We start from the raw sequence: 24,640 nt of genomic DNA, 5'->3' as shown, positions 1-24,640 counted from the left end.
AGCAATGAGGTTGCCCGCACGGGCCTCTTCGCGGGTGAACCCGCTCCCACATGGACCGCGCAGGTCCTGAGGACTGTGCAGGACCTGTGGGAGCGGGTTTACCCGCGAAAGGGCCGGGACAGGCAGACCCCACAAATGAAAACGCCGCAGCCCCTTTCAGGGCCACGGCGTCAGATCAGCCTGGAAGGCAGATCAGGCGAACGGATGACGCAGAACGATGGTCTCGTTGCGGTCCGGGCCGGTGGAGATGATGTCGATCGGCGCGCCGATCAGCTCTTCGATGCGCTTGATGTAGGCGCGAGCGTTGGCTGGCAGTTCTTCCAGGGTTTTCACGCCCAGGGTCGACTCGCTCCAGCCTGGCATCTCTTCGTACACCGGCTCCAGGCCGATGTAGCTGTCGGCATCGGAAGGCGCGTCGATGACGGCACCGTTCTCGTTCTTGTAGCCAACGCAGATGTTGATGGTTTCCAGGCCATCCAGTACGTCCAGCTTGGTCAGGCAGATGCCCGAGATGCTGTTGACGTCGATGGCACGACGCAGGATCACGGCATCGAACCAGCCGCAACGGCGCGCACGGCCGGTGGTGGAGCCGAACTCATGGCCACGCTTGGCCAGGGTAGCGCCAGTCTCGTCGAACAGTTCGGTCGGGAACGGACCGGAACCTACGCGAGTGGTGTAGGCCTTGGTGATACCCAGGATGTAGTCCAGGTACATCGGGCCAACGCCAGAACCAGTGGAGATACCGCCAGCGGTGGTGTTGGAGCTGGTGACGTACGGGTAGGTACCGTGGTCGATGTCCAGCAGCGAGCCCTGGGCACCTTCGAACATGATGTCCTTGCCAGCGCGACGCAGGTTGTGCAGCTCGGCGGTGACGTCGAGCATCATCGGCTTGAGCTGTTCGGCGTAGGCCATGCATTCGTCCAGGGTCTGCTGGAAGTCGATGGCCGGCTCTTTGTAGTAGTTCACCAGCTGGAAGTTGTGGTAGTCCAGCAGCTCACCCAGCTTGGCGGCGAAACGCTCGCGGTGGAACAGGTCGCCCACGCGCAGGCCGCGGCGTGCGACCTTGTCTTCGTAGGCTGGGCCGATACCGCGGCCGGTAGTACCGATCTTGGCTTCGCCGCGAGCTTTTTCGCGGGCCTGGTCCAGGGCAACGTGGTACGACAGGATCAGCGGTGCAGCCGGGCTGATGCGCAGACGCTCGCGCACCGGTACGCCCTTCTCTTCCAGCTTGGTGATTTCACGCATCAGGGCATCCGGGGCAACGACCACGCCGTTGCCGATCAGGCACTGTACGCCTTCACGTAGGATACCGGACGGAATCAGGTGCAGAACGGTCTTTTCACCGTTGATCACCAGGGTGTGACCCGCGTTGTGGCCACCCTGGTAGCGCACTACGGCGGCAGCATGTTCGGTCAGCAGATCGACGATCTTGCCTTTGCCCTCATCACCCCACTGGGTGCCCAGGACGACGACATTCTTACCCATTACATTGGTCCTCATTCACGCAAACTTGGTTGCCGGCCTACTGCCGGCGCAGAAACTCACTGGGCCAGCGGCAGAACCTGCCAGCGCCCGTCTTGCTGAATCAATTGCCGATCACAATCCGCCTCGAGAGCAGCACTCAACGGCTGGCCAGGCAGGGCCTGGACCACACGCTGGCCCTCGTTGCGCAACTGGCAGACTTGCTGCCAGAGGGCCGCGTCGCCACTGTCCGGCATCCAGATGCCGCCAGTTGGCAATACGACCTCCGCTCGCCCCAGTGTGACCAGGGTCTTCAAATCCGTGGAGAAACCGGTGGCCGGGCGGGCCCGGCCGAAATCGGCGCCGATGTCGTCATAGCGCCCGCCCTGGGCGATCGATTGGCCTTCGCCCGGCACGAACACGGCGAACACCACGCCTGTGTGATAGTGGTAACCGCGCAGCTCGCCGAGGTCGAAGTACAGCGGCAGGTCCGGGAAGCGTGACGCCAGGCGATCGGCGATCGCCAGCAGGTCGTCCAGCGCCGCCAGCACGCTGGCCGGGGCACGGCCCAGGCGCACGCGAGCTTCGGCCAGCACTTCGCGGCCACCGCACAGTTCCACCAGCGCGCGCAGCATGTTGCCCAGGTCCTTCGGCAGGTCGGCGGTCAGCACCTGAACCTCATCCACGGCCTTGCGCTGCAGGGCGTCGAACAGCTGCTGCTCGACCGCGCCGGACAGGCCGGCAGCACGGGCCAGGCCGCGGTAGATACCGACGTGGCCCAGGTCCATGTGCACATCCGGCACATCGGTCAGCTGCAGCGTGGCGAGCATCAGGCTGATGACTTCGACATCGCTGGTGGGGCTGGCATCACCGTACAGCTCGGCACCCAGCTGGATCGGGCTGCGCGAGGTGGACAGGGCACGCGGCTGGGCGTGCAGCACGCTGCCGGCATAGCACAGGCGGCTCGGGCCTTCACGGCGCAGGGTGTGGGCGTCAATGCGCGCCACCTGCGGGGTGAAGTCGGCGCGGAAGCCCATCAGGCGACCGGACTGCGGGTCTACTACCTTGAAGGTGCGCTGATCCAGGTCCTGGCCGGCGCCGGTGAGCAGCGACTCCAGGTACTCGATATGCGGGGTGACGACCAGCTCGTAGCCCCAACTCTGGAACAGGTCCAACACCTGGCGGCGCGCGATCTCGATGCGCGCGGCCTCAGGTGGCAGTACTTCCTCGATGCCATCTGGCAGCAGCCAGCGGTCTACCGTTGCCATTACGCCATTTCCCCTCTGGTCCGGGCGGCTTGCCAGCAGGCGAGCCGTCAGTAAAGCCGGTATCGCGCACAGCAGCGGGCAGCACTGATCCCAGCGCAGCCACCGTACCCGACACCCTCGAATTGCCTTGCGACCTGACCAATCCGCCAACTGGCGGTTTGCCAATCAACCTTGCAGACGCAAAAAAGCCGGGAAATTTCCCGGCTGCCTCATCATACACCCCTTTTCATTCAGGATGCACCCCGCCTGGCGTTTTAGCTGCCAGGCGGGGCGCCGCCGCATGAAAATCAGGGCCTGAGCATCACGGCCTGCTCTTGTCCAGGAAGCGGAAGAACTCGTTCTTCGGATCCAGGACCAGCACGTCGCTCTTGCTCGAGAAGCTCTCGCGGTACGCCTGCAGACTACGGTAGAACGCATAGAAATCAGCGTCCTGGGTGTAGGCCTTGGCGTAGATGGCGGCCGCCTGGGCGTCGCCGTCACCGCGGGTTTCCTCTGCTTCGCGATAGGCCTCAGCCAGCAGTACGCGGCGCTGACGATCGGCATCGGCACGGATACCTTCAGCCAGCTCGTTACCCTTGGCGCGGTGCTCACGGGCTTCACGTTCACGCTCGGTGCTCATGCGGTCGAACACGCTGCGGTTAACTTCCTTCGGCAGGTCGATGGCCTTGACGCGCACGTCGACCACCTCGATACCCAGCTCCTTGGCGGCCATGCGGTTCAGCGAAGCAGTGATGTCAGCCATCAGCGCGTCACGTTCACCGGAAACCACTTCATGCAGGGTACGTTTACCGAACTGGTCACGCAGGCCGCTTTCCAGACGACGCGACAGACGCTCGTCGGCGATCTGTTTCATGCCGGATGTGGCGGTGTAGAAACGTTCGGCGTCCTTGACGCGCCACTTGGCGTAGGCGTCGACCATCACCGCTTTCTTCTCCAGAGTCAGGAACCGCTGGGTCGGGGCGTCGAGGGTCATCAGGCGGGCGTCGAACTTGCGCACCTGGTTCACGTACGGAATCTTCACGTGCATGCCCGGCTGTACATCCGCCTGGACTACCTTACCGAAGCGCAGCAATACCGCACGCTCGGTCTGGGACACGATGTAGAAGCTGTTCCAGGCCACGATGGCCAGGACCACGGCGGCGATCAGGGCGATCAGCGATCTGTTGCTCATCAGCGGCTCTCCCTAGTGCGCAGCGGCTGCTGTTGCTGTTGCAGGTCCTGCGCCGCACGGGCGGCCGCATCGTTGACCGATGGCGACACGCTGGTGGTCGGCGCGGACGGGTTGCGGCTGCCTTCGACCATCTTGTCCAGCGGCAGGTAGAGCAGGTTGTTCTGCCCGTCCTTGGTTGCCACCATAACCTTGCTCGAATTGCTGTAGACCTCTTGCATGGTCTCCAGGTACAGGCGCTGACGGGTCACGTCAGGTGCCTTGCGGTACTCGGCGACCAGCTTGGTGAAGCGGTCGGCCTCACCCTTGGCGCGGGCAATGACTTCGTCGCGGTAACCGTTGGCGTCCTCGATGATGCGCTGGGCCTGACCACGGGCTTCCGGTACCACGCCATTGGCGTAGGACTCGGCCTGGTTGCGGGCACGCTGCTCGTCTTCACGGGCTCGGATCACGTCGTCGAAGGCTTCCTGCACTTCACGCGGGGCAGCCGCGCTCTGTACGTTGACCTGGGTGACAGTGATACCGGTACGGTAGGTGTCGAGGAAACGCTGCAGGCGCTCGCGGATATCCACGGCCATCTGCTCACGACCTTCGGTCAGCACCTGGTCCATCGAGGTGGAGCCCACCACATGGCGCAGGGCACTCTCGGTCGCGTGCTGCAGGCTGACCTCAGGCTGGTCGACGTTGAGCACGAAGTCCTGCAGGTTGCTGATCTTGTACTGGACGGTCAGCGGTACCTCGACGATGTTCTCGTCTTCGGTCAGCATCTGGCCCTGCTTGGTATAGGCACGCTCGCGCGTGACGTTCTCCATGTACTTGCGATCGATCGGCGGGAAGTAGATGTTCAGGCCGGGGCCGACCGTCTCATAGTACTTGCCGAAGCGCAGCACCACGGCCTGCTCCTGCTCGTCCACCACGTACACGGCGCTGTACAGCCAGATAGCAGCCAGCACCGCCAGGCCGATGCCCAGCAGGCCCAGGCCACCGCCCTTGCCGACATTGCGGCCACCGCCGCCACGTTTCTTGCCACTGCCGAACATGCCGTTCAGGCTGTCCTGCAATTTGCGGAAGGCCTCGTCCAGGTCCGGTGGACCTTTCTTGTCACCACCGCCGCCACCGCCATTCCGGCGACCGCCCCAGGGATCCTGATTGTTCGAGTTGCCACCCGGCTCGTTCCAAGCCATAGCGCTCTCCATCTGATAAAGCAAAGACGCGCCCACGGCGCGCCGTCCAATGCTACAGAATGCCTGTCACTGCTGCCCGGCGACCTCGACGAGCATTTATTGCAAAGTGTGTTGCTCGACAAACACTTGCGGCTCCATGCCTTCGCGGCTGACCAGGCGATTCAGTTCGACCATGGGCAGTCGCACGCTCAGCAGGCTGCGCCCTTCTTCATCATGCTCTTCACTCTGCACGGCACCCAAGGCAAAGAATTGCGCGCGCAAGCGGGCAAAACGCTGCTCCAGACACAGGGTACCGACAAACAGATCATCCCCCAGCAACTCGGCAATCGCCTGGCCGACCAACGCCAGGCCACGCCCATCGCGTGCCGATACCCAGACCCGTTCCGGCTTGCCATCGGCATTGCGCTGGATCTGCGGCTCGACATCTTCGAGCAAGTCGAGTTTGTTATACACCTCGAGGATCGGCAACCCTTCGGCGCCAATCTCGCCCAACACCGCCAGCACCTGCTCGATCTGCTCCATGCGCTCCGGCTCATGGGCGTCGATCACATGCAGCAACAAGTCGGAGTTGCTCGACTCTTCGAGCGTAGCCCGAAATGCCTCGACCAGCTTGTGCGGCAGGTGGCGAATGAAGCCCACGGTGTCGGCCAGCACGATCGGCCCCAGGTCGGTCAGTTCGAGCCGGCGCAGGGTCGGGTCGAGGGTGGCGAACAGCTGGTCCGCGGCATACACCTCGGATTCTGTCAGGGCGTTGAACAGCGTGGACTTGCCGGCGTTGGTATAACCCACCAGCGATACCGACGGAATGTCCGCACGCTTGCGCCCGCGGCGTGCCTGCTCGCGCTGGCTGCGCACCTTCTCCAGGCGTGACTTGATCTGGCGAATGCGCACCCGCAACAGGCGGCGGTCGGTTTCCAGCTGGGTTTCACCCGGGCCGCGCAGGCCGATACCACCCTTCTGTCGCTCAAGGTGGGTCCAGCCGCGCACCAGCCGCGTGCTCATGTGCTCGAGCTGGGCCAGTTCGACCTGCAGCTTGCCTTCATGGGTGCGCGCCCGTTGGGCGAAGATATCGAGGATCAGCCCGGTACGGTCGAGCACACGACACTCGAACACACGCTCGAGGTTGCGCTCCTGACTGGGCGTGAGGGTGTGATTGAAAATCACCAGGTCTACCTGTTCGGCATGGACCAGGTCGTGCAACTCTTCGACCTTGCCACTGCCAATCAGGTATTTGGCGGAAGGCTGATGCCTTGCCACCGTGACCAGCGAGACGATGTCGGCACCGGCCGACAATGCCAGTTCCTGAAACTCCTGCGGGTCTTCGCGCGCCTCAGGGTTCTGACCTTCCAAGTGAACGAGCAACGCCCGCTCACCACCACCGTGGCGCTCAAAGAACAATGCAGGCTCCTATCAGGCGTTGCCTGGCTCGCTGTCGCCATGTTCGGAATCGGACGGGCTTGGCAGACGAACCGGACGGGCAGGAACCACGGTCGAGATGGCGTGCTTGTAGACCATCTGGCTGACGGTGTTCTTCAGCAGTACCACGAACTGGTCGAAGGACTCGATCGAACCCTGCAGTTTGATGCCGTTGACCAGATAGATGGATACCGGGACCTTTTCTTTTCTCAAGGTGTTCAAGTAAGGGTCTTGTAGCGAATGCCCTTTTGACATATGCCGCACTCCTGTAAGGATAAATAATAGAAAATCAAGAAAATCGATAAATTAGGCCGCCCCTTCGCAAGAATAGACGGCAATCAGCAGGGACTCAGCTCAATATGGAGATGGCCCCAAGGTATTTCAAGGTGCGGGACAGATTGTCGCAGGCCAGGCTGTCAAGCCAGTGTACTTCAGGCCAGCCACGCAACCAGGTGAACTGCCGCTTGGCCAGCTGCCTGGTGGCAATGATACCGCGTTCACGCATCTCATTCTCAGTCAGCTTGCCGTCCAGGTAATCCCAGACCTGCCGATACCCCACTGCCCGTATAGACGGCAGCCCGGCGTGCAAGTCACTTCTGGCTCGCAGCGATCGGACCTCGTCGACGAAGCCCTGTTCCAGCATCTGTGAAAATCGTAACGCAATTCGCTGATGCAAAATGTGACGATCTGTAGGAGCAATCGCCAAACTCGCGACAGTATAGGGCAAATGTCCGCCAGCGCCTGCGTCTGCGCCGCGACTTTCCGCGAATTGACGCTGTCGATGTGCCGTCATGCTCTCGCCACTCACCCGGTAAACCTCCAACGCCCTGATCAATCGCTGCGGGTCGTTGGGGTGGATACGCGCCGCCGACTCAGGGTCAACCTCGGCCAACTGGCGGTGCAACTCGGCCAGCCCCAGCGCTTCGGCCTGGGCTTCCAGCTCGGCACGCACCGCGGCATCGGCCGCCGGCATATCGGCCAGGCCATCGATCAACGCCTTGTAATAGAGCATGGTGCCGCCCACCAGCAACGGGATCTTGCCGCGTGCGGTGATCTCGGCCATGGCTTCCAGGGCATCGGCACGGAACTGCGCAGCCGAATAGCTTTCGGCCGGGTCGCGAATGTCGATCAGCCGGTGCGGGTGGGCGGCGAGGATTTCTTTGGAGGGCTTGGCCGAACCGATGTCCATGCCGCGGTAGACCAGCGCCGAATCGACGCTGATCAGCTCGCACGGCAGTACTTTGGTCAGCTCGATGGCCAGGTCGGTCTTGCCGGCCGCCGTCGGGCCCATCAGGAATATTGCAGGGGGCTTGCCGCTCATTTCATCGACCGCGCAGGAAGAGTTTGTCCAGGTCGTCCAGGCCCATCTGGGTCCAGGTGGGGCGACCATGGTTGCACTGGCCGCTGCGCTCGGTGTTTTCCATGTCACGCAGCAGGGCGTTCATCTCGGGGATCGCCAGGCGCCGGTTGGCGCGCACGGCACCGTGACAGGCCATGGTACCGAGCAGCTCGTTGAGGTGCGCCTGGATACGGTCGCTGGTGCCGTATTCCATCAGGTCGGCGAGTACATCCTGCACCAGGCGGTTGGCCTCAGCCTGCTTGAGCAAAGCCGGGATCTGGCGGATAGCCAAGGTCTCGGGGCCCAGACGCTGCAGTTCGAAACCCAGCCGTTGGAACCACTGCGCGTGCTCTTCGGCGCAGTCTGCTTCACGCTGGCTCAGGGCCAGGGTCTCGGGCACCAGCAGCGGCTGGCCGCTGAGGCCTTCGCTGGCCATGGCCACCTTGAGGCGCTCGTACATGATGCGCTCGTGAGCGGCGTGCATGTCTACCAGCACCAGGCCAATGGCATTCTCGGCCAGGATGTAGATACCCTTGAGCTGCGCCAACGCGTAGCCCAGCGGTGGAATATCGCCCTGGCTTTCAGGCAGCGTCGTCGGCACCGCGCCGTCATCCAGCGGTTTGTAGAACTCGCGATACACCGCCTGTGCCTCGGCGGCCGGCAGCGGCTGCGAGGGGCGCGGCGTGTACTGATACTGGTAACCCGCACCACTACCACCGCTGGAGAATGACTGCTGCGGGCCACGCGGCTGCTCGAGCACCGGCGAGGCCAGGCGCATTTCGCCCTGGGGGCCGAACTCACCGGCCTGCTGGCCCGTGGCGCGGACCACTTCGGGTACGGCAGCTGGCGCCGCCAACTGGTCTTCAGGGCGCACATCGGCCAGGGCGCGATGCAGGGTGCCATACAAGAAGTCGTGAACCGAGCGCCCCTCGCGGAAACGCACTTCGTGCTTGGTCGGGTGCACGTTGACGTCGACGCCGTTGGGCTCCAACTCCAGGAACAGCACAAAAGTCGGGTGCCGACCATTGAACAGCACGTCGCGGTAGGCCTGGCGCACGGCGTGGGCGACCAGCTTGTCGCGCACCGCACGGCCGTTGACGAAGAAATACTGCAGGTCTGCCTGGCTGCGCGAGAACGTCGGCAGGCCGACCCAGCCCCAAAGGCGCAGGCCGTTGCGTTCCACGTCGATCGGCAGCGCCTGCTCCATGAAGCCCGGGCCGCAGATGGCGCCCACCCGCCGCGCACGGGCGGTTTCATCGTGGGCCTCATGCAGGCTGAGGATGCTCTTGCCGTTGTGGCGCAGGTGGAAGCCGACATCGAAGCGCGCCAGCGCCAGGCGCCGTATCACTTCCTGCAGGTGATCGAATTCGGTTTTCTCGGCCTTGAGGAACTTGCGCCGGGCCGGGGTATTGAAGAACAGGTCGCGCACTTCCACCGAAGTACCCACCGGATGCGCCGCCGGCTGCACCCGCGGTGTCATGTCCCGGCCTTCGGTTTCCACCTGCCAGGCCTCGGTAGCGCTGGCGGTACGCGAGGTCAGGGTCAGGCGCGCCACCGAGCTGATCGAGGCCAGGGCCTCACCACGAAAGCCCAGGCTCAAGACCCCTTCCAGGTCCTCCAACTCACGGATCTTGCTGGTGGCGTGACGGGCCAGGGCCAGCGGCAGGTCGTCGGCGGAGATGCCGCTGCCATCGTCTCGCACTCGCAGCAGCTTGACGCCGCCCTGCTCAACTTCCACGTCGATACGCCGGGCGCCGGAGTCCAGGCTGTTCTCCAGCAACTCTTTGGCGACAGAGGCCGGCCGCTCGACAACCTCGCCGGCGGCAATCTGGTTGGCCAGACGCGGGCTGAGCAGCTGGATGCGCGAACCGCCACTCATTGCGAGGCCAACGTGGTAGCAGGGATATCGAGGCGCTGGCCGACCTTCAGCTCATCGGTCTTGAGGCTGTTGGTGCTGCGCAGGCTGGTGACGCTGACCTGGTAGCGAACGGCAAGCATCGCCAGGGTCTCTCCTGGGCGCACCGTGTGCTCACGCGGGCCAGCGGCGATCTTGCCGGTGTCGCGCAGCCAGGCGATGTAGGTGCCCGGCGGCGGGTTCTGCTGGAAATACTGGCGCACACCGGTATGGATCGAACGGGCCAGGGCCTGCTGATGGCTGGCGGTGGCCAGCTTGGCGGCTTCGTTGTTGTTCGAGATGAACCCGGTTTCAACGAGGATCGACGGGATATCCGGCGACTTCAGCACCATGAAACCGGCCTGTTCCACCCGCTGCTTGTGCAGGGAGGTAATGCGGCCCATGTTGCCCAGCACCTTCTGCCCGACATTGAGGCTGGAGCTGAGCGTGGCGGTCATCGACAAGTCGAGCAGCACGCCGGCCAGCATACGGTCCTTGTCGTCGAGGCTGACGTTACCGGCACCACCGATCAGGTCGGAACGGTTTTCCGTGTCGGCCAGCCAGCGCGCAGTCTCGGAGGTAGCGCCGCGGTCGGACAGGGCGAACACCGAGGCGCCAAAGGCGGCGCGGGACGGCGCGGCGTCGGCGTGGATCGAGATGAACAGGTCGGCGCCCTTCTTGCGGGCGATTTCCGTGCGCTTGCGCAGTGGGATGAAGTAGTCGCCGGTACGGGTCAGCTCGGCCCGGAAGCCTTTTTCGCTGTTGATCTGGCGCTGCAGTTCCTTGGCGATCTGCAGCACGATGTCTTTTTCATGCTGGCCACGCGAGCCGGATGCCCCCGGGTCTTCGCCGCCGTGACCGGCGTCGATGGCAACCACGATGTCACGCTTGCCGTTGGGAACCGGCGGCAGCTTGATGGCAGGCTGAGCCGGGGTCACCGGTACTGCTGGCGTGGTTGCAGGCGTTGGTGCCGGAGTCGGGGCCGGAGTCGGCGCGCTGGCCGCGATGGCGTCAGCCTCCTGGTCGTACAGGTCGACCACCAGGCGGTTGCCGTACTGGGCATTGGGCGCCAGGGTGAAGCTTTTTGGGGTGACCGACTTTTTCAGGTCGACCACCACACGCAGATCGGTCGGTGTGCGCTGGGCCGAACGCACGCTGCTGATCGGCGTATTGGAGGTAGCCACGTTCAGTGGCGCGGCCAAGGTCGCGCCATTGATGTCGATAACCAGGCGATCAGGTGCGCTCAGGGTGAAGACGCTATGCTGCACGGGGCCAGACAGGTCGAAGACCAGCCGCGTGTTGTCCGGCGCGCGCCACAGGCGCATGCTCTTGACTTGAGTGACGGCCAGAGCGTCAACGGTCACCGTTGTCAGCAGCAGCCCAACGATGGCGACCAGTGCGCGTATGCGCATACCTACCCCACTTACTGTTTATAGTGTTCGGCCAGTGCCACGCACCAGGCCTCGCCGCGAGCCCCCTGCGGCGAAAGGTTCAGCGAGCGTCCGCCCGCTTGGGGGCTTATGGTAATGGTCAGGTCGGGCTTTGGCAAAACGCCCGCACCCTTTTGTGGCCACTCGAACAGGCACAGCGGGTCGCCCTCGAAATAGTCACGAATGCCCATGAACTCCAGCTCTTCCGGATCGACCAGGCGATACAGGTCGAAATGGAACGCCCGCACCTCACCGATCTCGTAAGGCTCGACTACGGTGAAGGTCGGACTTTTCACTGCACCAGTATGGCCCAGGCCACGAATCAGGCCACGCGACAGCGTGGTTTTGCCCGCGCCCAGGTCACCTTCCAGAAAAATCACGCCGTGACCGCCGGTCACCTCGGCCAGTTGTGCGCCGAATTTGACCGTGGCCGCTTCATCGGCCAGAAACAGGTTTAAGCCAGACACGCAGAATGCTCCTCCAACAACTCACGAATGACCGGCGCCAGATCGCTGGCAGCCAGGCCTCTACCTTTTACGCCCAGACGCTCGCCGGCACAGGCGTGCAGCCATACCCCCAGCCCCGCGGCGTGCCAGGCATCCAGGCCTTGGGCCAACAGCGCCGCCAGCACGCCGGTCAGCACATCGCCCAGGCCGGCACCGGCCATGGCCGGGTGGCCACGTTCGCACAACAGCAGTTGCCCGGCCGGGTCGGCTACCAGAGTGCCAGCCCCCTTGAGCACGCAGACGCTGTTGTAACGCCGCGCCAACTTGCGTGCAGCGCCCGGGCGATCCGCCTGTACAGCCTCGGTGGAAATGCCCAGCAGCCGCGCTGCCTCCCCTGGGTGCGGGGTAAGGATGCTGCCACTGGGCAGGGCCAGCGGGGTGCGCGCCAGCAAGTTCAGGGCATCGGCGTCCCACACCTGTGGGCGTTCGGCATTGGCCACCGCCGACAGCAGGCTGCGACCCCAGGCCGCCTGACCCAGGCCTGGACCGACCACCAGCACCGAAGCGCGCTCCAGCACGCCCATCAGCTGGTTGGCCGAACTGGCGCCCAGGCACATGACCTCCGGCAGGCGCGCCAGGCTGGCAGTCACGTGTTCGGGCCGGGTCGCCACACTGACCAGCCCCGCGCCACAGCGCAGGGCGGCTTCGGCACTGAGCAGCACAGCGCCGCCGGTACCAAGGTCGCCACCGACCACCAGTACATGGCCGAAGTCGCCTTTGTGGGCATGCGCATGACGTGCCGGCAGATGCGAGACAGTCACGCTGCTGAGCAATTGAGGGGTATGGCTGGGGTGTTTGGTCTGCGGCATGGGGTCAAAGGCTCCAATGTCTGGCAGAATTATACGCACCTGAGCCCGTATTGCCTTGCCCATCCATGTCCGTCTGTACGCCTGACCTCGCCCAACTGGCCCAATCCATCAAGATTTGGGGCCAAGAACTCGGTTTTGCCCATGTTGGCATCGCCGGGGTAGACCTTGGCGAACACGAACACCACCTGCAGCGCTGGCTCGACGCCGGCTACCAGGGCGAGATGGATTACCTGGATGCCCACGGCAGCAAGCGTGCACACCCAGAGCAACTGATCCCTGGCACGGTACGCGTGGTATCGCTGCGCATGGATTACCTGCCGGGCGACACACAGATGGCGCAGCGCCTGGCACAGCCCGAAAAAGCCTACGTATCGCGCTACGCCCTGGGCCGGGATTACCACAAGCTGGTGCGCAAGCGCGTGCAGTTCCTGGCCGATCGCATTCAGGAAGCCATCGGCCCGTTCGGCTACCGCGCCTTCGTCGACAGCGCTCCGGTGCTGGAAAAGGCCCTGGCCGAGCAGGCCGGGCTGGGCTGGATCGGCAAGAACACCCTGCTGCTCAACCGCAAGGCGGGCAGTTATTTCTTCCTCGCCGAGCTGTTCGTCGACCTGCCGCTGCCGGTGGACGAAGCCACCACCAGCGAACATTGCGGGCGCTGCCAGGCCTGCCTGGACATCTGCCCGACCCAGGCCTTCGTCGGGCCGTACGTACTGGATGCTCGGCGCTGCATCTCCTACCTGACCATCGAACTGCGGGGGCCGATCCCCGTCGAGTTGCGTTCGAAGATGGGCAACCGGGTGTTCGGTTGCGATGACTGCCAGATCGTCTGCCCGTGGAACCGCTTTGCCAGGCACAGCCAAGAGCAGGATTTCCAGCCACGGCACGGGCTGGAGAATGCCGAGTTGGCGGAGATGTTCCTGTGGGATGAAAGGACCTTCCTGCGCAAGACCGAAGGCGGGCCATTGCGCCGGGCCGGGTATGAGCGCTGGTTGCGCAACCTGGCGGTGGGGCTTGGCAATGCGCCATCGACAATCCCGGTGATCGAAGCGCTGAAGGCGCGGCGCGAGGATGCCTCGGAGCTGGTGAGGGAGCATGTGGAGTGGGCGCTGGCGCAGCACGGCATTTCGTAGCCCCCTGTGGGAGCGGGTTTACCCGCGAAGAAGCCACCGCGGAGGATGGCACGGGCTGCGCCCGTGTTCGCGGGTGAACCCGCTCCCACAGGGGGCGCATGTCAAAGCTACTGCTGGTCGTTGTAGTGGAACTTGGGCATTTCCCAATGGAACCGAATCGCCAGCAGCCGCACCAGGAACCCGCCAAACAAGGTCAGCAGCATCGCCTGCTCCGCCGGCACCTTGAAATACACGCACCCCAGGTAGAACCACGCCGCGGCAAACGACACGCTGGCGTACAGCTCGCGGCGGAACACCAAGGGAATATCGTTGCAGAAGATATCCCGCAAGATCCCGCCGAATACCCCGGTGATCACCCCGCTGATCGACGCCACCAGCATGCCCTGCCCCATCTCCAGCGCGGTCATGCAGCCGATCAGGGTAAAGGCCACCAGCCCCAGGGCATCGAGCACCAGGAACAGCGAGCGCAGGCGGCGCATCATCGGCGCGATGAAAATGGTCAGCAGCGCCGCACAGCTGGTCAGCACCAGATATTCAGGATGCTTCACCCAGGTCAGCGGGTAATGCCCGAGAAGCACGTCACGCACCGAGCCGCCACCCAGGGCAGTGACGCAGGCAATCAGCACCACGCCGAACCAGTCCATGCCGCGGCGGCCTGCAGACAATGCGCCGGTCATGGCTTCGGCGGTGATGGCGATGAGGTAGAGCATCAACAACATGGTGCGGGGTCCGTGCGGGCGTGCGAGAAAGGCGCGCAGTCTAACCAGTTGCCCATGGCACCAAAAGAGGGCGCAGATACAATATCTGCGCCTTTTCGGCTCACACCTTGATGAAGTGCTCGCGATAGTGGCGCAGTTCGGCGATCGATTCGCGGATGTCGTCCAGCGCCAGGTGGGTGTTGCCCTTCTTGAAGCTATCACGCACATCAGGTGCCCAGCGTGCAGCCAGCTCCTTCAGGGTCGAGACATCCAGGTTGCGGTAGTGGAAGTAGTTTTCCAGGTTGCGCATGTGCCGGTAGAGGAAGCGGCGGTCCTGGCAGATGCTGTTGCCGCAGATCGGCGACTTGCCTTTCGGTACCCACTGCTCGAGGAAGGCAATGGTCTGCGCCTCGGCTTCGGCCATGTCGACCTTGCTCTCGCGAACGCGCTGGGTCAGGCCCGAAGCGCCATGGGTGCGGGTGTTCCACTCGTCCATGCGCGCCAGCACTTCGTCACTGTGGTGGATGGCGATCACCGGCCCTTCGGCCAGGGTGTTCAGTTCGCTGTCGGTGACGATGGTGGCCATCTCGATGATGACGTCGCTGTCCGGATCCAGGCCGGTCATTTCCAGGTCGATCCAGATCAGGTTCTGTGGGTTTTGCATGCGGGGGCTCCTCGTATAGGCCGTCATAGTAGCGTAGTGGCCAAGGCACGCCCATTCACGGTGCGAAGGTAAGCCAAATGGTCCGGCGCCTGGCGTGCTAAACTGCCTGCCGTTTTCAACCTGCCCCCACGCACGGAACCTTCATGGCCAAACGCCAGCTCAATCGCCGCCAGAACTGGCGCATCGAAAAAATCCAGAACGAGCGCGCCGCGCGTGCGGCCAAACGCGAACAGCACGTGCTGCAGGAACTGGAGGGTGGCGACCTTGGGCCAGAGCAGTTGGGCCTGGTGATTGCGCACTTCGGTGTGCAGGTAGAAGTGGAAGCCCAGGACGGCGAAGCCGCGGGCCAGGTGTTCCGTTGCCACTTGCGCGCCAACCTGCCGGCGCTGGTTACCGGCGACCGCGTGGTATGGCGGGCGGGCAACCAGGGAATTGGCGTGATCGTCGCGCAGATGCCGCGCAGCACCGAGCTGTGCCGGCCTAACAACCACGGCCAGCTGAAGCCGGTGGCGGCCAACGTCGACCTGATCGTGATCGTCTTTGCCCCCGCGCCCGAACCGCACCCCAACCTGATCGACCGTTACCTGGTGGCCGCGGAGCACGCTGGCATTCGCCCGCTGCTGCTGCTGAACAAGGCCGACCTGATCAACGAAGAGAACGGCCCGGGCCTGCATGCGCTGCTGGAGGTTTACCGCGAGCTCGGCTACCCGCTGCTCGAGGTCTCGGCACATCACGGTGACGGCATGCAACGCCTGCAGCAGATGCTCGACGGCCACATCAGCGTGTTCGTCGGCCAGTCGGGGGTGGGCAAGTCGTCGCTGGTCAACAGCCTGCTGCCGGAGGCCGGCACCCGTGTCGGCGACCTGTCGGAATGGTCTGGCCAGGGTACCCACACCACCACCACCGCGCGGCTGTACCACTTCCCCAATGGTGGCGACCTGATCGACTCACCGGGCATCCGCGAGTTCGGCCTGGGTCACGTCAGCCGCAGTGATGTGGAGGATGGTTTCATCGAGTTCCGCGACCTGTTCGGCACCTGCCGCTTCCGCGACTGCAAGCATGATCGCGAACCGGGCTGCGCGCTGCTCAAGGCGCTGGACGAGGGGCGTATCAAGCAGCAACGGATGAACAGCTACCGCTCGATCATTGCCAGTTTGCCGGAAGACGCTTACTGACCGCTTGCTCCACGGGTTCTGCGCCGGCTTCAGCCGCGGCGCGATCCTGTGGGAGCGGCCTTGTGTCGCGAATGGGGCGCGCAGCGGCCCCAGATATCAGCATTAATGCAAATATTGCCGGGGCCGCGTTGCGGCCCTTTCGCGACACAAGGCCGCCCCCACAAGGGACCACGCAAGACGAAAAAGGGTTTACTGGTCCTTGGCCTCATCCATCTTCAGCGTCCCCTCTTCGAAGATGTTCAGCTTCTGGCGCAATTCACGCGGCTGCATGGGGGCCTGCCCGGCCTCCCCTGGCGCCGCCGGTGCCGCAGCGGCCGGCGGCGCGGGCTCGGCAGCCGGTGCTTCCGGCGCGCCCTGCTCGCCTTCGATATTGCGCTGGGCTTTTTTGGTCAGCACGATGATGTCGATGCGGCGGTTGACCGGGTTGAACGGGTCCTTGCGGTCGAACAGCGACGACGAGGCATAACCCACCACCCGCGCCACCTGGCCATCCGGGTAGCCGCCGGCCACCAGTGCACGGCGCGCGGCGTTGGCGCGGTTGGCCGACAATTCCCAGTTGCCGAACTCGCCACTGCCGGCATAGGGCTTGGCGTCGGTGTGGCCACTGATGCTGATCTTGTTCGGCACCGCCTTGATGGTGTCTGCCATCGCCAGCAGGATGTCCTCGAAGTACGGCTGCAGGCGCGCGCTGCCAATGTCGAACATCGGCCGGTTCTCGGCGTCCATGATCTGGATGCGCAGGCCGTCCTGGGTGATCTCGAACAGGATCTGGTCCTTGAACTTCTGCAGTTGCGGGTTCTCTTCCACCTTGTTCTGCAGTTCCTGCAGCAGCAACTCCAGACGCTCACGCTCGACCTGCTCGGCCATGGTCTCCACCTGGTCCTTGTCCAGCTGAATGCTGGTATCAGGCGTCGGCTCCGACTTGGCTTCGGGGTTGATGGTCTTTTCCGGCGCCAGCTGAGGCGAGCCGCCCAGGTCGATGACGTAGGGCGTTCCGCTTTCCGAGAAGCCGATCGGGTCCTTGAAGTAGCCGGCAATGGCGATCTTCTGTTCCGGGGTGGCCGTGGACAACAGCCACAGCACCAGGAAGAACGCCATCATCGCCGTGGCGAAGTCGGCGAAGGCGATTTTCCAGGCGCCGCCGTGGTGGCCGCCGCCAAAGCGCTTGACGCGCTTGACGATGATGGGCTGATTGTTCTCCATGACTCAGCGACCGCGAACCGCTTGTTCCAGTTCGGCGAAGCTTGGGCGGTGCTTGGGGTACAGCACCTTGCGCCCGAACTCGACCGCCAGCGAAGGCGGCATGCCCGAGGCCGAGGCCACCAGCGAAGCCTTGATCGATTCGTAGAGGTTCAGCTCTTCCTTGGCATCGTGCTCCAGGCACTTGGCCAACGGGCCGAAGAAGCCGTAGGCCGCCAGAATACCGAAGAAGGTACCCACCAGCGCCGCACCCACATGGAGGCCGATGGAGGCCTGGTCACCATCGCCGAGCGAGGCCATGGTCACCACGATACCCAGTACCGCCGCAACGATACCGAAGCCGGGCATGCCGTCGGCGATGCCGGTCACCGCATGGGACGGGTGCTCCAGTTCTTCCTTCATGCTCAGCAGTTCCATGTCGAACAGGCCCTCGAGTTCGTGCGGGGCCATGTTGCCGGTGGACATGATGCGCAGATAGTCGCAGACGAACGCGGTCATGCGCTCATCGGCCAGCACCGTCGGGTACTTGGCGAAGATCGGGCTGGCGGCGGCATCCTCGATATCGGCCTCGATGGCCATCATGCCTTCGCGCCGGCTCTTGTTGAGAATTTCGTACACCAGGCCCAGCACTTCCAGGTAGAAGGCGTGAGTGAAGCGCGAGCCGAACATCTTCATCGACTTCTTGATGACGTGCATGGTCATGTGGCCAGGGTTGGCCTGCAGGAATGCACCAAAGGCCGCACCGCCGATGATCAGTACTTCGAACGGCTGGATCAGTGCCGCGATCTTGCCGTGGGAAAGCACGTATCCGCCGAGCACGCTCGCGAATACGACGATGATGCCGATAATTTTAGCCATAGGTTCAAAGCACTTGCTGTCGTGGTCAGGGGAAGAGACGGGAGCTTTAAAACTCTTCTTCTACTTATCGGCAGAACTGCGCCAGACTATAGCCACTCAATGCGAAAAGCCAGTTCGGACTGATGTCAAAATGCCAATTGAAACCAAGGTGCCCGCTCAGGCTCCACGTACGCTAGAGGCCTGGGTAAAGCTGCTCGAGAGTGTTCGCATCCCCGTGCCGAAGCACAGCTACGACCGGGTCATGGCCGCCATCCACGATAACCGCCGCTCACTGCGCGATATCGCCGAACTGATGCAAGATAGCCCGGCGCTGGTGCTGTCGGTGATGCGCGAAGCCAATCACCCCACCAATGCCAGCCTGGCAGAGCCCGCCGAAAGCCTGGAAGTCGCCCTCAACCGCCTGGGCCTGGAGCGCAGCGAACAGCTGCTCAAGCGCCTGCCAGCAGTGCCCGTCGAAGAGATTCCGCCGGTACTGTGCCAGTTCCAGCTGATCAGCCAGCACGCCTCGCAGCAGGCCAGCGGCCTGTTCGCAAGCCGCCTGGCACGGCTGTGGCAGGAAATCCACTGGGGCAGCCTGTTGTTCCTGTCGCCACTCTGGCCGCTGGCGCTGGCCTACCCCAAGCTGCTCGATACCTGGGAGCTGCGGGTTATCCACAAGGGCGAAGACGCCGCCCATGTCGAGGAAGAACTGTTTGGCGTGCGCATCATGGAGCTGTGCCAGACCATGGCGGAGTACTGGCGCCTGCCACAATGGGTGACCCAGGGTTACCGCCTGCTGCTGGAAGAGCGCGAACAACTGGCCCAGGTGCTCAGTATCGCCCGCGACCCGGACCTGCTCAGCCAGCAACACCGCCTGGACGCCGAGCCTGGCCTGCGCCGCTGGTTCAACCAGCCGGCCAACACCGTGCTGCTGGCAAACAACCTGGCCCTGGCGGCACAAGTGGGCTGGGACAACCCGCACCTGTTGCGCTGGCAGCTGCTGACCGCACTGTACCTGCAGACCTCGCTGGACGACGTGCAGCAGCAGGTGCACCAGCAGGCTGCGGCCAGCGCCCGCCGCCATGCCCAGCATGCCTTGTTCCACCCGGCCGAAGCGCTGATCTGGCCCTGGCACCAGCGCCGTCCGCACCCAGACATGCTGGCTCCGCCACCTCCCACAAGCGACGAACTGGCGCGCTGGCGCAAGCTGTGCCAAGACCTTCTGGCCCAGCCCAGCCCGTTCACCAACAGCGTGCACCTGGCCACGCAGGTTATCGAGGCCCTTCTGGCCTCTGGCATGCAGCGGATACTGCTGCTGAGCCTGGACAAGGCCAACGACCAGCTGCGCGTGCAGCAGATGGCCGGCCTGCCCAAGGAAGCCGGGGCGCTGGTACTGCCGGTGGCGCAGAACAAACTGCTGCAAAAGCTGCTGGCCAAGGCCGGGCAATTGCGTATCACCCCGGAAAACCACAGCCAGTTCTCGGCCCTGCTGCCGGCCCCGCTGCGTGCCTTGTTCCGCAGCGAGCACGTGCTGCTACGCTCGCTGGCGGTGACGGACCAGGTGCTGATGCTGATGGTGGCAGACCAGGGCTGCCGGCCGCTGGCCGATATCAGCGTGCAAGCCTTCGGCAAGACCGCACAGTGCACCGAACGGGCGCTGTCGGTGTTTGCCAACCGCAAGGCCTGAGCCTTGCGCTACAATCGCCCCTCTTTCCACACTGGAGACCGTGGATGACTGACTTTTCCGGCCTGCCCCTGGTGATCGAAGCCGCGGACCTGCTGCCGCGCCTGGATTCGCCACAGCTGATCCTGATCGACCTGAGCAGCGCCAACCGCTATGTCAGCGGGCATATCCCCGGCGCACGCTTTGTCGAAGGCAAGCGTACCCAGCTCGGCCAGCCCCCCGCGCCCGGCCTGCTGCCGGCCCTGGGCGAACTGGAAAAACTGTTCAGCGAACTCGGCCACCGTGACGATGCCGTGTATGTGGTGTATGACGATGAGGGCGGCGGCTGGGCCGGGCGCTTCATCTGGTTGCTCGACGTGATCGGCCATAAGCGTTACCACTATCTCAATGGCGGCATCCAGGCCTGGCCCGCCGACAAGCTCTCCACAGAAGTGCCCGCCAGCGGCAATGCGCCGGTGCACCTGCGCATCGACACTTCGCCAACCGCCACCCGCGAGTACCTGCAAAGCCGCCTGGGCGCCGACGACCTGGTCATCTGGGACGCCCGTGGCCCGCAGGAATTCAGCGGCGAGAAAGTACTGGCAGCCAAGGGCGGCCACATCCCCGGCGCGATCAACTTCGAGTGGACCGCCGGCATGGACCTCAACGACCACCTGCGCATTCGCCAGGACATCGCCGAAGTCCTGAACAACCTGGGCATCACCCCCGACAAGGAAGTGATCACCCACTGCCAGACCCACCGCCGCTCCGGTTTCACCTACCTGGTGGCCAAGGCCCTTGGATACCCGCGCGTCAAGGCCTACGCCGGCTCGTGGAGCGAATGGGGCAACCACCCGGACACGCCTGTAGAAGTCTAAGGAACCTGCATGAAATCCCGTTTGTTCATCATCAGCCAGTACCTGCTGCCGCACCACTTACTGTCGCGGCTGGCCGGCTGCATAGCCGAGTGCCGCGTGCGCTGGTTCAAGAACGCCTTCACCGCCTGGTTCGCCAAGCGTTACCAGGTCAACATGAGCGAAGCGCTGGTCGAGGACCTGAGCGCATACGAGCACTTCAATGCATTCTTCACCCGTGCCCTGAAGCCGGGTGCCCGCCCGCTGGACGAGACCCCGGGCGCCATCCTTTGCCCGGCCGACGGTGCCGTCAGCCAGCTTGGCCCGATCGAGCACGGCCGCATCTTCCAGGCCAAGGGCCACGGTTTCAGCGCGCAGGAGCTGCTTGGCGGTGACCCGGCCATGGCCGCGCCGTTCATGGGCGGCGAGTTCGCCACCATCTACCTGTCGCCCAAGGACTACCACCGCGTGCACATGCCGCTGGCCGGTACCCTGCGTGAAATGGTCTACGTGCCGGGCCGCCTGTTCTCGGTCAACCAGACCACCGCAGAGAACGTCCCCGAGCTGTTCGCCCGCAACGAGCGCGTGGTCTGCCTGTTCGATACCGAGCGCGGGCCGATGGCCGTGGTGCTGGTGGGCGCGATGATCGTCGCTTCGATCGAAACCGTGTGGGCCGGGCTGGTGACGCCACCCAAGCGTGAACTGAAGACCTTCCGCTACGACGAAGCCAGCCGCGCGCCGATCCACCTGGAGAAAGGTGCCGAACTAGGCCGCTTCAAGCTGGGGTCGACTGCCATCGTGCTGTTCGGGCCGGAGCAGGTGAAGTGGGCGGAGAACCTGGGTGCGGGTTCAGCGGTGCGCATGGGGCAGCAGTTGGCGGCGCCTGTGCAGGCTTGATTGCCTGATGGAACCTGGGGCCGCTTTGCGGCCCTTTCGCGACACAAGTCCGCTCCTACAGGAGATATGCGATTCCCTGTAGGAGCGGCCTTGTGTCGCGATGGGCTGCGAAGCAGCCCCGGATTGTCGAGTCAGCCGCGCGCGTCGCGGTCGCGCAGGCCCAGCAGATACAACACTCCATCCAATCCCAGGGTAGAAATCGCCTGCTTGGCCGACTGGCGCACCAGCGGCTTGGCGCGGAACGCCACACCCAGGCCGGCCAGCGACAGCATCGGTAGGTCGTTGGCACCGTCACCCACGGCAATGGTCTGCTCCAGCTGCAAGCCTTCTTCGCTGGCCAGCTTCTGCAGCAGCTCGGCCTTGCGCTGGGCATCAACGATCGGCTCCACAGCCACGCCGGTCACCTTGCCATCGACCACTTCCAGCTCGTTGGCGAACACATAGTCGATGCCCAGACGCGCCTGCACCTGGCGAGCAAAGTAAGTGAAGCCACCGGACAGGATCGCGGTCTTGTAACCCAGGCGCTTGAGCTCGGCAAACAGGTTCTCGGCACCTTCGGTCAGACGCAGCGACGCCCCGATCTCATCCAACACGCCCACATCCAGGCCCTTGAGCAGCGCCATGCGCTCCTTGAAGCTGGCGCGGAAGTCCAGCTCGCCGCGCATGGCGCGCTCGGTGATGGCGGCAACCTGCTCACCCACGCCAGCGGCCTTTGCCAGTTCGTCAATGACCTCGGCTTCGATCAGCGTCGAATCCATGTCGAAGACCGCCAGGCGACGGTTGCGGCGGAACAGGTCGTCCTTCTGGAAGGCAATGTCGATGCTCAGCTCTTCGGCCAGGGCGAAGAAGTCGGCACGCAGAGCCTCGGCATCGCTCGGCACGCCGCGCACAGAGATCTCGATGGCCGCCTTGCCCTTGTCGGTCTCGGCATCCAGCGCCACACGGGCCGACAGGCGCTCGATGCGCTCGATGGTCAGGCCGTACCGGCTGATCACCGCACTCACCCGCTGCAGTTGCTCTGGAGTGATCTTGCGGCTGAGCAAGGTGACGATGTGGCGCGCCTCGCCCTGGCCATCGGCCCAGTGCTGGTAGTCCGCCTCGGAAATCGGCGTGTAGCGGGCCTGCAGGTTCAGCTCGTGGGCCTTGGCCTGCACGCTCTGCAGCAGGGAGGTGGCCACTTCGTTGTCCGGGATATCGACCAGGATGCCGAACGACAAGGTACCGTGCATGACTGCCAGGCCAATGTCGAGGATGCTCACACCGCCCTGCAGCAGGACGCCGGTGATAGCCGCAGTGAGACCGGGACGGTCCTCACCGGTGATGTTGATCAGGACGATTTCGCGCACAACCTGGCTCCGACTTCGATGAAAAATGCGCATTCTACCGATTTTCCGTGACCGTCGGGCGCCAACGATACTTTGCCGACAAAACCCGGCTCGCTATACTGCCCCACACTTTCATGCCATTAAGAGCCGAGCTCAGTGAACCGGCCCACGCCCGTCAAAGCAGACAACTTCTTCCTGATGATCTATCGCGCCCTGAGTCAACGTCGCGTGCCGCTGGCACTACGCATCGCCTGCACCAACATTTTCCTGGTGGCGCTGGCGTTGGTGATCTACGCCTGCGTGATGGGCCTGCAGTTCAAGCAGGCCATGCACGAGCAGGCCGATGCTCTGGGCCAGAGCCTGACCACCCAGACCGCCACCTCGGCGACCGAGTTGCTGGTGGCCAACGACATCCTCAGCCTCAACGTTCTGCTCGGCAACCTGGTGAAAAACCCACTGGTGGCCCATGCGGCGATCTACAGCGTGGACAACCGCATCCTCGCGGAAGCCGGCCAGCGCCCGCGCAACAGCCTGCTGGGCGAGGCCGAAGGCCTGTACCAGACCAAGATCACCTTCCAGGACGTGACCGCCGGGCAACTGCGCATCAGCCTGGACATGAGCCAGTTCCAGCAGCCGATGCTGATCAGTCTGCAGAGCATGGGCATCCTTGCCGCCATCCTGCTGGTGTTGGCGCTGACCCTGAGCCTGCGCCAGGGCCGCTTCATCACCCTGCCGCTGCTGCAGCTGCGGGTGTGGCTGCGCGACCCGCAACCCTATACCCCGGCCACCGACCGCCAGGACGAGATCGGCGACATCGCCCGCCAGCTGCACGCGCGCCTGGCCCCGCCGCCGCCACCTGAGCCGGAGCCCGAAGAAGAAGAAGAAGAAGACGAGCAGTTCGACGACCTGCACGACTCTGCCCCGGCAGCCAAAGTCGCACCGCGCGCCAAGCTTGCCGCCCAGGCGGACGAGGATGACGATGAAGCCTTCGCCGGCCTGCTGGACGACGAAAGCGCGCCCAAGGCCGCCGTGGTCGAATCCGACGAGCCGCAGTACAGCGCCGTGCTTGCCGTGCAACTGGGCTCGCAGGAGCAGCTGCGTCGCCTGCCGCGCACGCGCCTGACCGAACTGACCGAGCGCTACCGCGATTGCCTGGAACATGCAGCCTCACTCTACGACGGTGAAACTCACACGCTCAACGACGGCAGCACCTTGGTGCTGTTCCACAGCCGCGACTGCGGCGAGGACTACCTGACCAACGCCATCTGCTGCGGCGAGTTGTTGCGCGCCTTGGGCCATGCCCTGCAGATCGAGGTAGCGGACAGCGGCATTACCCTGCAGCTGCAGCTGGGCCTTGCTCTGGGTAACGACCTGCAAGGGCTGGAGCTGGTAGACCTGCTGATGGCCGAAAAGGCCCAGGACGCTCTGGCACTGTCGCAGCACAGTCGCAACTTGTTGCTGGTAGAACGGCAGATCAGCGATGACACGCTGATTCGCCAGCGCGCCCGCATTCGCCCGATTGCCAGCCCCGAGGGTGCCTGCTGCGTGGAGCGCCTGATGGAACCCTACCCGTCGATGCTGGAGCGTCAGCTGGCGCGGATGCACGAACGCCGGGCCTGATACCGGGCTGGCTTCTTCGCGGGTAAACCCGCTCCCACAGGGCCTGCACCAACCTGTGGGAGCGGGTTCACCCGCGAGAGACCAGCACATACAGTACAAAAA

Annotated in this window: 22 protein-coding genes; 6 read left to right on the top strand and 16 right to left on the bottom strand. The window is 64.1% G+C overall.

Translation table 11 applies throughout. From position 1 onward, the window contains the following. Positions 1 to 192: 192 nt before the first annotated feature. The 11 genes from MJ643_RS14615 to MJ643_RS14565 form a co-directional block, all read right to left on the bottom strand. Positions 193 to 1,485 carry an adenylosuccinate synthase gene (locus MJ643_RS14615; RefSeq protein ID WP_013974430.1) on the bottom strand — a complete coding sequence of 431 codons (1,293 nt, stop codon included), beginning with the start codon at positions 1,483 to 1,485 and terminating at the stop codon, positions 193 to 195. 56 nt (positions 1,486 to 1,541) lie between these two features. Further along, on the bottom strand, positions 1,542 to 2,729 hold the full coding sequence (locus tag MJ643_RS14610) for an ATP phosphoribosyltransferase regulatory subunit (RefSeq protein ID WP_013974431.1): 1,188 nt from the start codon (positions 2,727 to 2,729) through the stop codon (positions 1,542 to 1,544). Between the two features lie 301 nt (positions 2,730 to 3,030). After that, entirely contained in the window at positions 3,031 to 3,900 is an 870-nt protein-coding gene (hflC, locus tag MJ643_RS14605) for a protease modulator HflC (RefSeq protein WP_013974432.1), read from the bottom strand. Then, entirely contained in the window at positions 3,900 to 5,081 is a 1,182-nt protein-coding gene (hflK, locus tag MJ643_RS14600) for an FtsH protease activity modulator HflK (RefSeq protein ID WP_024087812.1), read from the bottom strand. The genes hflC and hflK overlap by 1 nt, the downstream gene beginning before the upstream one ends. A 96-nt stretch (positions 5,082 to 5,177) precedes the next feature. Beyond that, positions 5,178 to 6,479, bottom strand: a complete 1,302-nt coding sequence (hflX, locus tag MJ643_RS14595; protein ID WP_169774652.1) for a ribosome rescue GTPase HflX — start codon at positions 6,477 to 6,479, stop codon at positions 5,178 to 5,180. 12 nt (positions 6,480 to 6,491) lie between these two features. Then, positions 6,492 to 6,752 carry an RNA chaperone Hfq gene (gene hfq / locus MJ643_RS14590; RefSeq protein ID WP_003258160.1) on the bottom strand — a complete coding sequence of 87 codons (261 nt, stop codon included), beginning with the start codon at positions 6,750 to 6,752 and terminating at the stop codon, positions 6,492 to 6,494. A gap of 94 nt (positions 6,753 to 6,846) precedes the next feature. Next, complete coding sequence (gene miaA, locus MJ643_RS14585) at positions 6,847 to 7,818, bottom strand: tRNA (adenosine(37)-N6)-dimethylallyltransferase MiaA (protein ID WP_013974436.1); 972 nt, start codon at positions 7,816 to 7,818, stop codon at positions 6,847 to 6,849. A gap of 1 nt (position 7,819) precedes the next feature. Then, a complete protein-coding gene (gene mutL, locus MJ643_RS14580; RefSeq protein ID WP_013974437.1) occupies positions 7,820 to 9,715 on the bottom strand; it encodes a DNA mismatch repair endonuclease MutL in 1,896 nt (631 codons plus the stop codon). After that, positions 9,712 to 11,142: an N-acetylmuramoyl-L-alanine amidase gene (locus MJ643_RS14575; RefSeq protein WP_013974438.1), complete on the bottom strand. Its 1,431-nt coding sequence runs from the start codon at positions 11,140 to 11,142 to the stop codon at positions 9,712 to 9,714. The genes mutL and MJ643_RS14575 overlap by 4 nt, the downstream gene beginning before the upstream one ends. 11 nt (positions 11,143 to 11,153) lie before the next feature. Beyond that, positions 11,154 to 11,627 (bottom strand): tRNA (adenosine(37)-N6)-threonylcarbamoyltransferase complex ATPase subunit type 1 TsaE, encoded by a 474-nt coding sequence (gene tsaE / locus MJ643_RS14570; RefSeq protein ID WP_013974439.1) that lies wholly within the window; start codon positions 11,625 to 11,627, stop codon positions 11,154 to 11,156. Beyond that, entirely contained in the window at positions 11,615 to 12,475 is an 861-nt protein-coding gene (locus tag MJ643_RS14565) for an NAD(P)H-hydrate dehydratase (RefSeq protein ID WP_024087813.1), read from the bottom strand. The genes tsaE and MJ643_RS14565 overlap by 13 nt, the downstream gene beginning before the upstream one ends. Before the next feature lie 65 nt (positions 12,476 to 12,540). On the opposite strand from MJ643_RS14565, the gene queG reads away from it, so the two are divergent. After that, positions 12,541 to 13,605, top strand: coding sequence for a tRNA epoxyqueuosine(34) reductase QueG (gene queG, locus MJ643_RS14560; RefSeq protein WP_013974441.1), 1,065 nt, complete (start codon positions 12,541 to 12,543; stop codon positions 13,603 to 13,605). Positions 13,606 to 13,712: 107 nt separating this feature from the next. Here the strand turns inward: queG and MJ643_RS14555 are convergent, their stop codons facing one another. Together MJ643_RS14555 and orn are read right to left on the bottom strand one after the other, a co-directional pair. Continuing rightward, positions 13,713 to 14,324, bottom strand: coding sequence for a trimeric intracellular cation channel family protein (locus MJ643_RS14555; RefSeq protein WP_013974442.1), 612 nt, complete (start codon positions 14,322 to 14,324; stop codon positions 13,713 to 13,715). A 100-nt stretch (positions 14,325 to 14,424) separates the two neighbouring features. Continuing rightward, positions 14,425 to 14,967: an oligoribonuclease gene (gene orn, locus MJ643_RS14550; RefSeq protein WP_013974443.1), complete on the bottom strand. Its 543-nt coding sequence runs from the start codon at positions 14,965 to 14,967 to the stop codon at positions 14,425 to 14,427. A 143-nt stretch (positions 14,968 to 15,110) separates the two neighbouring features. On the opposite strand from orn, the gene rsgA reads away from it, so the two are divergent. Further along, the gene (gene rsgA / locus MJ643_RS14545) at positions 15,111 to 16,142 is read left to right on the top strand and encodes a small ribosomal subunit biogenesis GTPase RsgA (RefSeq protein WP_013974444.1); all 1,032 of its coding nucleotides are present in this window, start codon (positions 15,111 to 15,113) and stop codon (positions 16,140 to 16,142) included. A gap of 189 nt (positions 16,143 to 16,331) precedes the next feature. On the opposite strand, the gene motB is transcribed toward rsgA, so the two are convergent. Together motB and motA are read right to left on the bottom strand one after the other, a co-directional pair. Continuing rightward, positions 16,332 to 17,345 (bottom strand): flagellar motor protein MotB, encoded by a 1,014-nt coding sequence (gene motB, locus MJ643_RS14540; RefSeq protein ID WP_013974445.1) that lies wholly within the window; start codon positions 17,343 to 17,345, stop codon positions 16,332 to 16,334. A 3-nt stretch (positions 17,346 to 17,348) separates the two neighbouring features. Next, positions 17,349 to 18,200, bottom strand: a complete 852-nt coding sequence (gene motA, locus MJ643_RS14535) for a flagellar motor stator protein MotA (RefSeq protein WP_015272014.1) — start codon at positions 18,198 to 18,200, stop codon at positions 17,349 to 17,351. Between the two features lie 130 nt (positions 18,201 to 18,330). Here motA and MJ643_RS14530 point away from each other — a divergent pair, with 130 nt between their 5' ends. From MJ643_RS14530 to asd, 3 genes are read left to right on the top strand one after another with little or no spacing between them, the layout of a single operon-like run. Next, the gene (locus tag MJ643_RS14530) at positions 18,331 to 19,866 is read left to right on the top strand and encodes an HDOD domain-containing protein (protein ID WP_024087814.1); all 1,536 of its coding nucleotides are present in this window, start codon (positions 18,331 to 18,333) and stop codon (positions 19,864 to 19,866) included. A gap of 44 nt (positions 19,867 to 19,910) precedes the next feature. Next, complete coding sequence (locus MJ643_RS14525; protein ID WP_208209324.1) at positions 19,911 to 20,720, top strand: rhodanese-like domain-containing protein; 810 nt, start codon at positions 19,911 to 19,913, stop codon at positions 20,718 to 20,720. A 9-nt stretch (positions 20,721 to 20,729) separates the two neighbouring features. Further along, positions 20,730 to 21,593: an archaetidylserine decarboxylase gene (gene asd / locus MJ643_RS14520; protein WP_013974449.1), complete on the top strand. Its 864-nt coding sequence runs from the start codon at positions 20,730 to 20,732 to the stop codon at positions 21,591 to 21,593. 131 nt (positions 21,594 to 21,724) lie between these two features. On the opposite strand, the gene serB is transcribed toward asd, so the two are convergent. Then, complete coding sequence (gene serB, locus MJ643_RS14515; protein WP_015272016.1) at positions 21,725 to 22,939, bottom strand: phosphoserine phosphatase SerB; 1,215 nt, start codon at positions 22,937 to 22,939, stop codon at positions 21,725 to 21,727. Positions 22,940 to 23,074: 135 nt separating this feature from the next. Between serB and MJ643_RS14510 the strand changes: the two genes are divergently transcribed. Next, a complete protein-coding gene (locus MJ643_RS14510; protein WP_038410174.1) occupies positions 23,075 to 24,538 on the top strand; it encodes an AhpA/YtjB family protein in 1,464 nt (487 codons plus the stop codon). Positions 24,539 to 24,640 lie beyond the last annotated feature (102 nt).

Source organism: Pseudomonas sp. PNPG3 (assembly GCF_023093815.1).
GTDB classification, from domain to species: Bacteria; Pseudomonadota; Gammaproteobacteria; order Pseudomonadales; family Pseudomonadaceae; genus Aquipseudomonas; species Aquipseudomonas asiatica.
Note: the sequence above shows the minus strand (reverse complement) of the source record. Positions and strands in the feature narration are given on the sequence as shown.

Coding starts and splice junctions, on each gene's coding strand:
- MJ643_RS14615 (WP_013974430.1), bottom strand. CDS start 1,485: ATGGGTAAGAATGTCGTCGTCCTGGGCACCCAGTGGGGTGATGAGGGC.
- MJ643_RS14610 (WP_013974431.1), bottom strand. CDS start 2,729: ATGGCAACGGTAGACCGCTGGCTGCTGCCAGATGGCATCGAGGAAGTA.
- hflC (WP_013974432.1), bottom strand. CDS start 3,900: ATGAGCAACAGATCGCTGATCGCCCTGATCGCCGCCGTGGTCCTGGCC.
- hflK (WP_024087812.1), bottom strand. CDS start 5,081: ATGGCTTGGAACGAGCCGGGTGGCAACTCGAACAATCAGGATCCCTGG.
- hfq (WP_003258160.1), bottom strand. CDS start 6,752: ATGTCAAAAGGGCATTCGCTACAAGACCCTTACTTGAACACCTTGAGA.
- miaA (WP_013974436.1), bottom strand. CDS start 7,818: ATGAGCGGCAAGCCCCCTGCAATATTCCTGATGGGCCCGACGGCGGCC.
- mutL (WP_013974437.1), bottom strand. CDS start 9,715: ATGAGTGGCGGTTCGCGCATCCAGCTGCTCAGCCCGCGTCTGGCCAAC.
- MJ643_RS14575 (WP_013974438.1), bottom strand. CDS start 11,142: ATGCGCATACGCGCACTGGTCGCCATCGTTGGGCTGCTGCTGACAACG.
- MJ643_RS14565 (WP_024087813.1), bottom strand. CDS start 12,475: ATGCCGCAGACCAAACACCCCAGCCATACCCCTCAATTGCTCAGCAGC.
- queG (WP_013974441.1), top strand. CDS start 12,541: ATGTCCGTCTGTACGCCTGACCTCGCCCAACTGGCCCAATCCATCAAG.
- MJ643_RS14555 (WP_013974442.1), bottom strand. CDS start 14,324: ATGTTGTTGATGCTCTACCTCATCGCCATCACCGCCGAAGCCATGACC.
- orn (WP_013974443.1), bottom strand. CDS start 14,967: ATGCAAAACCCACAGAACCTGATCTGGATCGACCTGGAAATGACCGGC.
- rsgA (WP_013974444.1), top strand. CDS start 15,111: ATGGCCAAACGCCAGCTCAATCGCCGCCAGAACTGGCGCATCGAAAAA.
- motB (WP_013974445.1), bottom strand. CDS start 17,345: ATGGAGAACAATCAGCCCATCATCGTCAAGCGCGTCAAGCGCTTTGGC.
- motA (WP_015272014.1), bottom strand. CDS start 18,200: ATGGCTAAAATTATCGGCATCATCGTCGTATTCGCGAGCGTGCTCGGC.
- MJ643_RS14530 (WP_024087814.1), top strand. CDS start 18,331: ATGCCAATTGAAACCAAGGTGCCCGCTCAGGCTCCACGTACGCTAGAG.
- MJ643_RS14525 (WP_208209324.1), top strand. CDS start 19,911: ATGACTGACTTTTCCGGCCTGCCCCTGGTGATCGAAGCCGCGGACCTG.
- asd (WP_013974449.1), top strand. CDS start 20,730: ATGAAATCCCGTTTGTTCATCATCAGCCAGTACCTGCTGCCGCACCAC.